The organism is Saccharomonospora halophila 8 (assembly GCF_000383775.1).
GTDB lineage: Bacteria > Actinomycetota > Actinomycetes > Mycobacteriales > Pseudonocardiaceae > Saccharomonospora > Saccharomonospora halophila.
This window is the reverse complement of sequence record NZ_KB912573.1, coordinates 2,206-11,997: the sequence shown is the minus strand read 5'-3', so window position 1 is coordinate 11,997 and position 9,792 is coordinate 2,206. Positions and strand designations below refer to the sequence as shown.

Sequence of the window (9,792 nt, the reverse complement as noted above, 5' to 3'; positions counted from 1 at the left end):
GGCGACCGGCCCCCCGACCGGCATCGGCCCCACGCCGCTGCCGGGGTTCGCGCTGTTGCGTCCCCCCGGCGCCGCTCCCGGGCCCGTCTGCCAACCCGAGGGATTCGTTGCCCCCGGCGTCGGAGCGACACCGCTACTCGCCCCACCGGGCAACGACCCCGACGATCCGGCGGGTCCACCGCCGGGAACTCCTCCGGGCACCGACCCTGCGGCCCCACCGGCACTCCCGGCGGAACCCGCGAACCCCGACGCGCTCGTCGCGGTACCCGGGATGTTCCGCACGCCGGACCCCGCGTCACCGGCCGAGGAGGAACCGTCGAACGCGGGCGGCTCGGTGAACACCGGCTGCTTACTGCCTGCCGCGTTGAGATCGGTGTCGTACCGGGTCATCACCCGCGCGGCCTCTTCATGCGCCTCCTGGCTGCGCCGGTGCTTCTCGATCGTCTCGTTGATCCTGTCGTCGAACGACAACGGATCGCTGACCCACCCGGCCATCTCGGACTTCATGTCGAACGGGACCGGTTCGGGCATGCTGTTCCGGGCACTCTCCGCGGCCTCGGACTCCTTGACGATCAGGTCGGAGGCCAGCATCGCGTTCTCCGCGTTCCCCTCGGCCCAGTCACCCAGCCCGAGGAAGTACCCGTGCGCACTGTCGGCCGCGTCCCCCTCCCATTCCTGCTGCGACTTCCCGACCTTCTCCCGCATCAGGTCGGATACCTTGCGCAGAACCTGATGGAGGTTGTAATAGCCGTCGGAGTACGCTCTGATCGCCCCTGGCTGAACCGCGTCGATGTCGGACTTGAGTTTCTCGTGGCTGTCAGCGAGGTAATTCCTGTCCGAGCTCGGCGGACCTTCCATGTAATCGATGCCGGACGACTGCCGTTCGGTGATCCGATCGGAAGTTACCTGGTCGGCCCTGACCCCAGCCTTGACCGAGTGCATCGTTCTCTCGAACCAACCACGATCGCCCGTCTGGTTGAACCGAGTAACGATATAGGGTTCGACCAGATCACCCGGGAGCTGACGCAGCTGCTCCTCGGACAGTGCGGGTAGAGGACCCCCACCAGACACATGCGCCCGCATCTCGTTGGCGGACATGCCAAGTAGCTGCTCGGCAGATATCACTGGCCCCTGTTCCGAAGACATCTATTCACCTTCCGGTATCTTGGGATCGACGATCTCGGCAAGCTCGTTCGCCATGTCACACGATCTTTCCGGCCCCGCCTGCGTGGCGATCGCATCCACACGGCCCCCTACCCCCACGGCCAAACCGACGATGCAACCATCTTCGTTTCGAGTTTGCTTTATCCTCCGGCCTGTCGCTTCCGTCGTACCCGTACGTACGCCACTGCCAATGTCGCCGAATTCATCGAGACCTGAGTCACCTCGCACCACAAGATAGATTCCTGGAACATCTCCCTGGTGCGCAGTTTGACGAACGCCCGTCCAATGACATTCTCGCGAACCGTCACGACGCAGGCCCTCGACCCCCTGCTCGAAGTCACCGACTCTACTTAGTTCAGCAGGCTCGAGCAGAGAACAGGGGTCGATGGCTCCCAGAGCAACCTCTCCACGATCTGAAGACGTCGATGAAGTATCCAGTGCCGCACTCGTTGAGACAGGTGACCCGCTCTCCGCATTCGAACACGCAGCCAGAAGGACCGCAGCAGCAGTCAACGACAGAAATTGCCGAGACGCTGACCTGTCTGTTCTCGTCAACTTTCACTCCGGATAGATTCTTTCACGAACTCGTCTATCTCTTGATACTTCCGCACTGCGATTTCCAACGCCTTGTCAGTTTCTCCGACGACCTCAGAGAGCCGCTGCAACGCCTTGTAAGGAGATCCATCTCTGACGAACAGTGCTTGCTGGTGAAATTGCGCGACAGCCCGCCCGTACTCGTGGTTTCCCAGTTGAGGCCCATTCCGGCCGATCACGTTCAACTGTTCCAACGCATCGTTCACGTCTTTCTGAATCTCCAGCAGCGCGTCCCTGATGGGTTGGGCGGCGTTCTCGCTGACGCGGAAGCCGCCGGACTTGGCGGACTCGACCATCTTCTTGGCCTCGGAGGCCATCGAGTCCATCGCGTCGCTGGTCATGCCCGCCGTGGCCGTTTCGAACGGGCTCACCTTCTCGAGGAAGGAAGAATTCCTCGACGGCTCCGGCTGGTCGTAGATCGGCATCCCGGACCCCTTCCGTGCTCTGTCGCCGTACGCAGTGTAGCGACCACGACACAGACGCACGTGCGTTTCGCACCGGAGGCCCACGGCGGACTCAGCGTTGGAACGCGCCTCTCACCTGGGAATACAGGTGCTGCGAGATGCGGTTCGCTTCCGCGGGGGCGTAGGTGAGCCACTTCTGGCCGTCGTCGGCGGTGCGGCCGGTGCAGAAGACACGGCCGTCCTCCGAGTCGAACCACACCACCGGTTCGAGCGAGGTCACCGCGCCGTTGCCACCGCTGACGAAGGCGGTGAACTGGCCCATGCGCAACTGCGGCTTCTCGAACATCCGCTCGACCGCCCGCATCTGCGGTGCCGCACGCGAGCGCGGGGCCGAGGCGCCGGCGAACGGGTCGTAGGAGTCCTCCTCGGTGCGGCGTTGCGGGCGCCGCTGTGGCTTGGCGACCGTCACCGACTGACCGGGTGCCGGGGGTGTCGACGGCAGGAGATGCACGATCGCGGGCACGAGGGCCTCGGGGCGGATGAGTTCGACGATCAGCGCGTCGCCGTCCTGCCGGGCGAGCACCGCCGTCTGCCGTTGTGCGGCCGAGCGCGCGAACAGCATCCCGTCGTCGCCCAGGTTCGCCGCCGCGGTGACCGCCGCGGAGCCCCGCACCAGGGTGAACAACGCCGCCTCGACGTCCGGGTCGAGCCGGTTCTGCCGCATCAGGCCACGTCCGTGCAGGTCACGGAACACGGCGTCGCGGATCTGTGCCCGCGCGTGGTACGTGTCCCCCACGTGCGGCACCTCGAACGGGAAGGGCGCGCGGCCCAGTTTCGTGTGCTCGAACAGGACGTCCACGGCGGCCGACGACAACGAGAAGGACTGCACCATGCCCGATTTCCCCCCGGTTTCACTCCTTGTGTCAGGAATGCACGTTAACAGCCGGCGCGGCCGGAAGAGGGCGTTAGCCCGAACGGGTCGAACAGGTCGGCCGGCGGACCGGTCCCGGACGCGGATCCGCTGTGGGTGAACCGTGTTGCAGCCCGCCCGTCCTCCTGCTGTGGTGGGACCATGGCCGAAGACAAGCCCGCGCTCGTGCTGCATCTGGTCAGTGGCGGCGACCCGCTCCTGTTCCCCCTCCGCGCCGAGGACGTCGGCGAACTCGATGCCCAACTGCATCTGCACCTCGAACACGGTGCGATCGAGAGGGTGCACACCGCCGACGGGCTCACCGTGAACGTCAACTTCGCGCACGTGGCCGCCGCCTACATCGACAACCTGCAACGGCGGGGCAAGGTCTTCGGCATGCAGTGAGCCGCCGGATCGCGGTCGGTCGCCGGTAACGGGGCCGGGGGCCGGGGGCCGGGCACCGCAGCGCCCGGCCCCCGGTCCCGTCAGAGCCGGTAGAGCCGCTTCCAGTTCTCCCGGCTGGTCAACTGCGGCATGGCGCGCTGGTACTGCGCCTGCACCGCGCGCCCCTCCTTGCGCAGCCGGTTGACCATCCGCACGCCCTGCTTCGCCAGGTCGAACATGCGCTGCCGGTCGTAACGGCGGACCCGGACCGCCTCCTGGGAGGCGTCGGTGACCACGGCGGTCTCGAACTGGGACACGTGCCACCAGTTCGCCTCGTCGGTGGGGATCGCGCCCATCGCGAACCGGTTGCGCCCCAGCAACCGGTTCAGGACGCGCTTGAGCAGCACGACGCGCTGGAGGCTCGGCCGCGGTGGGGTGTTGATGATGCCGATGTCGTTCGACTCGATGCCCGGCACCTCGGTCGGGTCGTACTTCTTGGTCTCCGGGTACCGGTCCCGGATCTCGCGGATCCGCTTCATGGCCGCGACCCCGCCGTCGTCCAGGATCTCCGGCCCTTCGAGGAAGTCCTCCACGGCCTTGATCAGGGTCGCCGACAGCCCGTACTGCATGCCCAGCAGGTAGCGCACGAGCTGGGCCAGCAGCACGCGGGAGAGCACGTTCAGGTCGAACGGGCTGTGCAGGGCGGCGGTGATGATCGAGTTACGCAGGTTGAAGTAGCGGTGCCACTCGTCCCAGTCCTTCCAGTGGAAGTCCGCGTGCCACACGCCCGCACCCGGCAGGGTCACCGTGGGGAAGCCGTGTGCCCGCGCACGGTAGCTGTACTCCGCGTCGTCCCACTGGAAGAAGAACGGCATCGGGTAGCCGATCCGTTTGACCACCTCGTACGGGATCAGGCAGGACCACCAGCCGTTGTAGCCGGCGTCCAGCCTGCGCTCCTGCTTGTTCGGCTTGCCGGTCTCCTCGTCCACGCCGAGCAGGTCGGCGGTGGTCAGGCTGTGCTCGACGGGCTGTCCCGGCTCCAACGTGTTCAGGCTGGCGTACTCCGCCCCCACGTGCAGCTGGTTCGGGTGCAGCAGGTTCAGCATCTGGCCGCCGACGATCATCGGGTTCGCCGCGCGGTTGGAGAACGCCGTCAACCGGATCACCAGATCCGGCTCCAGCAGCACGTCGTCGTCCATGAACAGAACGTTCGCGTGCTCGGTGTCGGTGTGCCCGGCGACCTCGTAGAGGCCGCGGGTGAACCCGCCCGCGCCGCCGAGGTTCGGCTGCTTGATGTAGTGCAGCTTGCCCTTCATCTCCTCGGCGATCTCGTCGAACCCGTCCCGCGAGTCCACCGTGTCGGTGCCCTGGTCGGCGACGTAGACGGCGTCCAGGGTCTCCAGCGCGTCGAGCGAGTCCGCGAGCGCGCGCAGGTTGGCCAGGCAGTCGTCCGCGCGGTTCATCGTGCAGATCGTGACCGCGGTCGGCCGGACGCGCTCCGGCGCCTCGACGGTCCAGCGCACGTCGGAGACGGTGAGTCGCTGTCCGGCCTCGGTCTCCACGTCCAGCCAGAGCGCCCCGCCGTCGAGGAACTTGTCCACCGGCGCGTCGAGGACCACCGCCGCGTCCTCGACGTCGGAGACGGTCCGCACCGCCACCGTGCGCGGTTCCCCGTCCACATCGGACGCCCGCACCACGAGCCGACCGGATCCCACGACGGTGGCCTCCACGGTCACCGAGCGGACCGTGGTCCACCGCTGCCAGTAGCTGGCCGGGAACCGTCCGAAATAGGTGTTGCCGGACACCCGCGCGGACGGCTCCAGACTGAGACCGTGCCTGCGGCGGGTCACGACCCCCTCGACCACCTCGGCGTAGAGGTCTCTGCTCACCACATCGGACGGTCCCGCGTACAGGCCCCGCTGGGCGGTGAGCCTGCCCGCCGACGCACGCTCGGAGAACAGGGGCTCCTCCCCGCTCGCGGGCGCGGCGGCGGACGGGGACCCACTCGGGGCCTGCTCGGGCGCGGTGGCCGGTGCTGCTTTACCGGGCATGAGACCTCAGTCCTCCAAAGGAAAAACCGTCACGCGGGAGTCGCCCAGTAAGGTACAGCCCTCATCGGGTGACCCGACGGCTGCCCGTTCACGGGCGCGCTTCCCGGAACACGACCCACTTCAGCATGATGAAATTGATGGTGGTGGCGGTGCCCTGCGCCAGGACCCAGGCCAGCGCCACCCGCCAACGCAGGTCCGGCAGCAGGTACAGGGCCACTGCGTTGGTACCCACATTGACGAAGAACGTGACCGTGTAGAGCAGCACGAAACCGCCGAGCTGCCCGGCACCACCCTTTTGTGCCCCGGTGAATGTGAAACGCCTGTTAAGAAAGAACGCGGTCGTCGTGCCCGCGATGAAACTGAGCGCCTTGGCGAGGTGCACCCACAGACCCGCCTGCAGCAGGAGCCAGTAGATCCCGGAGTCGACGAGCGCGCAGAAGCCACCGATGAGCACGAACCGGAGCACCTGGGTGAGCAGGCCGGGGGAGGAGGTCCTCACCGCCCCGGTCGTTCGCGATCCGGTCACCACCATGCCTACCCCGTCGGTGCGAGTGTCGCCGTCCCTTCCGAGTCTAGGCGGATCGGCGCGGCTACTCTGGTCAGGGTGAACACCGAACGGCGGACACTGACCGGGTGGGGACGGACCGCGCCGACGACGGCGGAGGTCCTGCGCACCGCCGACGTGGACGAACTCGCCCGCGCGGTGACCCGGGCGGGCGCGCGCGGTGTGGTGGCGCGGGGCCTGGGGCGCTCCTACGGCGACCCGGCGCAGAACGCCGGTGGTCTGGTGCTCGACCTGACCGCGCTCGACCGGATCCACTCGATCGACACGGCCAGCGCCACGGTCGACGTCGACGCGGGGGTCAGCCTCGACGCACTGATGCGCGCGGCCTTGCCGTACGGGCTGTGGGTGCCGGTGCTGCCGGGCACCCGCCAGGTCACCATCGGCGGCGCGATCGCCAACGACATCCACGGCAAGAACCACCACAGCGCGGGCAGCTTCGGCAACCACGTCGTGTCGCTGGACCTGCTCACCGCGGACGGGTCGGTGCGCACGCTGACCCCGGAGGGCCCGGAGAGGGACCTGTTCTGGGCCACCGTGGCGGGCATCGGACTGACCGGCGTCATCCTGCGCGCGACCGTGCGGATGAAGCGGACCGAGACGGCCTACTTCGTCGTCGACGCCGACCGCACCGCGAACCTCGACGAGACGTTGGCGCTGCTCACCGACGGGTCCGACGACGGCTACGACTACTCGATGGCCGTCCCGGATCTGATCACGACAGGTGACCGGCTCGGGCGGGCGACGTTCTCCCGGGGCGACCTCGCCACGCTCGACCAACTCCCGGACGAGCTGCGCGCCGACCCGCTGAAATTCGACGCACCGAAGCTGATGACGTTGCCGGACGTCTTCCCCAACGGACTCGGCAACAAGGTCACCTTCGGCACGATCAACGCGCTGTGGCAGCGCACGGTTCCCCGGGGCGGCGCCCGCGGCAAGGTCCAGAACCTGACGCAGTTCTACCACCCGCTCGACATGCTGGGTGAGTGGAACCGCGCCTACGGCCCGCGCGGGTTCCTCCAATACCAGTTCTCGGTGCCGTTCGGCCGCGAGGACGCGCTGAAGGGGTTGTGTCACCGGATCGCGCACTCGGGGCACTACTCGTTCCTCAACGTCATCAAGCGCATGGGCGAGGCGAATCCCGCCCCGCTGTCGTGGCCGTCGCCGGGGTGGATGCTCAGCGTCGACTTCCCCGTCAAGGACGGACTCGGTGCCTTCTGCGACGAGCTGGACGCGGAGGTGCTGGCCGCGGGCGGCAGGCTCTACACGGCGAAGGACTCGCGCACCGCGCCGGAGACGTTCCACCGCATGTACCCGCGCCTGGACGAGTGGCGCACGATCCGTGACTCCGTGGACCCCGGGCGGGTCTTCGGCTCCGACATGGCCAGGAGGCTGCACCTGTGATCGACGCTGTCGGCAATCCCCAATCGCTGCTGCTGCTCGGCGGCACCTCGGACATCGGGCTGGCGATCGCGGAACGCTACCTCGCCGCCCGGCCGATGCGGGTCGTGCTCGCCGCGCGTCCCTCCCCGCGGCTGGACGCGGCGGCCGAACGGCTGCGCACCGCGGGTGCCGAGGTGACCTGCGTGGACTTCGACGCGACCGAGACCGGTTCGCACCCGGCCGTGCTGGACAAGGCGTTCTCCGACGGCGACATCGACGTCACCGTGGTGGCCTTCGGGCTGCTCGGCGACGCCGAGCAGGCGTGGCAGGACCACGCCACGGCGGTGCGCCTGGCGACGGTGAACTACACCGCCGCCGCCTCCGTCGGCGTCGCGCTCGCCGAGCGGATCCGGGCGCAGGGGCACGGCAGCATCGTGGCGTTGTCCTCCGTGGCCGGTGAGCGGGTACGCCGGTCGAACTTCGTCTACGGCTCGACCAAGGCCGGGTTCGACGGCTTCTACCTGGGCCTCGGCGAGGCACTGCGCCCGCACGGCGGCAGCGTCACCGTCGTGCGGCCGGGGCAGGTGCGCACGAAGATGACCGAGGGCATGGGCAAGGCCCCGCTGGAGCAGACCCCCGAGCAGGTGGCGGAGACCGCGGTGCGGGCCGTGCGGGACGGGAAGGACCTGGTGTGGGCGCCGGGCGCGTTCCGTTGGGTGATGTCGGCGCTGCGCCACGTGCCCCGGCCGCTGTTCCGCAAGCTCCCGATCTGACCCGCGCGCGACCCGGCGCACGCGGGACTCGCCGTCCCGGTGCGTCGACTCGCCGGCCCGGCACGGCGACTCGCGGGCCCGAGGTGGCGACTCGCGGGGCGGCGGCTCCGGTCACTGGAGGAGCCAGTAGCCGAAGGACGTGTATTCCGGGTAGGGGCTGTGCAGGGGGCGGGTCGGTTCCAGTTCGATGCGGGCCGTCCCGGACGTGACCAGGTCGGGCGGGACCGTGAACTCGGCGGTCGACCAGCGGTCCTCGCCCGGGGGAAGGGTCCACGTCCCGGCGTCGCGGCCGTCGACGCGGACGCGCACCTGGTGGTTCGGGCCCGGCGCCAGGACCCGGGTGGCGATACGGAGCGGCCTGCCGGGCGTGAGTCCCTCGGCGGTGAACGCCTCGCCGCCCACGACGATCCGGCCGCTGTCGAGCACGTTGCCGTGTCTGCGCAGGGTGGTGTGCGGCTGCAGGCCCGGCTGCTGCATGCGCACCTCGTAGTCGTGCGCCTCCTCCGAGCGTAGACTGCCGGTGTTGAGGTGATCCACCACTTCGCCGTCCACCGGGGAACGGTCCCCGCTGCCGGCCGGACGCCAGTCCGCCCGGTGGACGTTGACCTCGGAGAACGGCACGATCCGCCGCCCGTTCAGCGCCGCGGGGGCGCGTACCTCGAAGGTCTCCAGCGGTTCCCGGCCGAAGAGGCCCGCGTCGGCGAACGGCCGCATCGACGGCCCGGGCGGCGGCTCGTACACCGCGAAGTGGGTGGGCCGCTCGTCCTCCGGCAGCGCGCGCAGCGCCTCGTAGAGGCTGCCGGTGCCGTGGTTGGCCGGCTCGGCGAGGCCGTTCGTGGCCAGCCCGACGAGGTCGACCACGCGGCGGTGGCCGTAGTAGGCGATCGCGCCGACGTCCTTGACCCCCACGATCGCGTCCCGGGGCAGGTTGCGGTCGATCCAGGCGGCCACCGACACGTCGGTGTCCCGGATCGTGGCGGACTGCCTGCCCAGGCGTTCCGCCCACGTCGGCGTGGCGACCAGGGTGAACAGCAACGCCACCACCAGCAGGGCGTGCGCGGCGAACCGGCGTTGCCGGGGCCGCGGGGCCAGCCGGGTGAGCCCGTACCCGCCGCAGGTGGCGAGCAGCAGGAACACCGGGAGGAACGGCTGGAAATACCGCAGCTCGTGGATCAACGCGGTGGACAGGGTCGACGCCGAGCCGACCACGAGAGCGAACCCCACGCCCAGCGCGACCGCGAGCGGACGGTGGTCGCGCCGGGTCGCGAACAGGTAGGCCAGACCGGCCAGGAACAGCAGCAGCGCGCCGGGGAAGGCGAAGTCGGTCGCGTTGAGCCCGCCGAACGAGTCGACCACGCCCCGGATGTTGGCGACCGTGCGGTCGACGAACCGGCCGAGGTAGAACACCGGCTCGTCGTAGAGGTGCGACTTCGCCTGCACCCCGTTGGCCCGCACCGTGCCGGTGGCCACGAGGTAGAAGACGTACTGCCCCACCCCCGCGGCCAACGGCAGCAGGGCGGCCAGCCCCCGGCCGACGGCCCGACCCGTGCCGACCGTGCCCGCGCGG

General features: G+C 69.1%; 9 protein-coding genes and 1 pseudogene. 3 read left to right on the top strand and 7 right to left on the bottom strand.

Annotated elements, in window-relative coordinates; all coding sequences use genetic code 11:
* The 4 genes and pseudogenes from SACHA_RS26295 to SACHA_RS0116430 all read right to left on the bottom strand — a co-directional run.
* Positions 1-705: pseudogene (locus SACHA_RS26295) on the bottom strand (hypothetical protein); the annotation flags it as partial.
* A 441-nt stretch (positions 706-1,146) separates the two neighbouring features.
* Positions 1,147-1,677 carry a DUF3558 family protein gene (locus SACHA_RS26665; protein WP_198010166.1) on the bottom strand — a complete coding sequence of 177 codons (531 nt, stop codon included), beginning with the start codon at positions 1,675-1,677 and terminating at the stop codon, positions 1,147-1,149.
* A 38-nt stretch (positions 1,678-1,715) separates the two neighbouring features.
* The gene (locus SACHA_RS0116435) at positions 1,716-2,183 is read right to left on the bottom strand and encodes a hypothetical protein (protein ID WP_019811510.1); all 468 of its coding nucleotides are present in this window, start codon (positions 2,181-2,183) and stop codon (positions 1,716-1,718) included.
* A 91-nt stretch (positions 2,184-2,274) separates the two neighbouring features.
* Positions 2,275-3,054 carry an ESX secretion-associated protein EspG gene (locus SACHA_RS0116430; RefSeq protein ID WP_019811508.1) on the bottom strand — a complete coding sequence of 260 codons (780 nt, stop codon included), beginning with the start codon at positions 3,052-3,054 and terminating at the stop codon, positions 2,275-2,277.
* 180 nt (positions 3,055-3,234) lie between these two features.
* On the opposite strand from SACHA_RS0116430, the gene SACHA_RS0116425 reads away from it, so the two are divergent.
* Complete coding sequence (locus SACHA_RS0116425; protein WP_019811506.1) at positions 3,235-3,477, top strand: hypothetical protein; 243 nt, start codon at positions 3,235-3,237, stop codon at positions 3,475-3,477.
* Between the two features lie 80 nt (positions 3,478-3,557).
* On the opposite strand, the gene SACHA_RS0116420 is transcribed toward SACHA_RS0116425, so the two are convergent.
* Together SACHA_RS0116420 and SACHA_RS0116415 are read right to left on the bottom strand one after the other, a co-directional pair.
* Positions 3,558-5,507: a glycosyltransferase gene (locus SACHA_RS0116420; protein ID WP_019811504.1), complete on the bottom strand. Its 1,950-nt coding sequence runs from the start codon at positions 5,505-5,507 to the stop codon at positions 3,558-3,560.
* Positions 5,508-5,595: 88 nt separating this feature from the next.
* Positions 5,596-6,039 (bottom strand): GtrA family protein, encoded by a 444-nt coding sequence (locus SACHA_RS0116415; protein WP_019811502.1) that lies wholly within the window; start codon positions 6,037-6,039, stop codon positions 5,596-5,598.
* A 72-nt stretch (positions 6,040-6,111) separates the two neighbouring features.
* Between SACHA_RS0116415 and SACHA_RS0116410 the strand changes: the two genes are divergently transcribed.
* Entirely contained in the window at positions 6,112-7,473 is a 1,362-nt protein-coding gene (locus SACHA_RS0116410) for an FAD-binding oxidoreductase (RefSeq protein WP_019811501.1), read from the top strand.
* On the top strand, positions 7,470-8,225 hold the full coding sequence (locus SACHA_RS0116405) for a decaprenylphospho-beta-D-erythro-pentofuranosid-2-ulose 2-reductase (protein ID WP_019811499.1): 756 nt from the start codon (positions 7,470-7,472) through the stop codon (positions 8,223-8,225). Before SACHA_RS0116410 ends, SACHA_RS0116405 begins: the two co-directional genes overlap by 4 nt.
* A gap of 111 nt (positions 8,226-8,336) precedes the next feature.
* On the opposite strand, the gene SACHA_RS22645 is transcribed toward SACHA_RS0116405, so the two are convergent.
* Positions 8,337-9,792 (bottom strand): hypothetical protein (locus SACHA_RS22645; RefSeq protein ID WP_157601736.1); only part of this gene is annotated, 1,456 nt, incomplete at its 5' end.

What these genes read in the sequence shown, in the direction of transcription:
- SACHA_RS0116435 (WP_019811510.1), bottom strand. Translation starts at nt 2,183, where the DNA reads ATGCCGATCTACGACCAGCCGGAGCCGTCGAGGAATTCTTCCTTCCTC.
- SACHA_RS0116430 (WP_019811508.1), bottom strand. Translation starts at nt 3,054, where the DNA reads ATGGTGCAGTCCTTCTCGTTGTCGTCGGCCGCCGTGGACGTCCTGTTC.
- SACHA_RS0116425 (WP_019811506.1), top strand. Translation starts at nt 3,235, where the DNA reads ATGGCCGAAGACAAGCCCGCGCTCGTGCTGCATCTGGTCAGTGGCGGC.
- SACHA_RS0116420 (WP_019811504.1), bottom strand. Translation starts at nt 5,507, where the DNA reads ATGCCCGGTAAAGCAGCACCGGCCACCGCGCCCGAGCAGGCCCCGAGT.
- SACHA_RS0116415 (WP_019811502.1), bottom strand. Translation starts at nt 6,039, where the DNA reads ATGGTGGTGACCGGATCGCGAACGACCGGGGCGGTGAGGACCTCCTCC.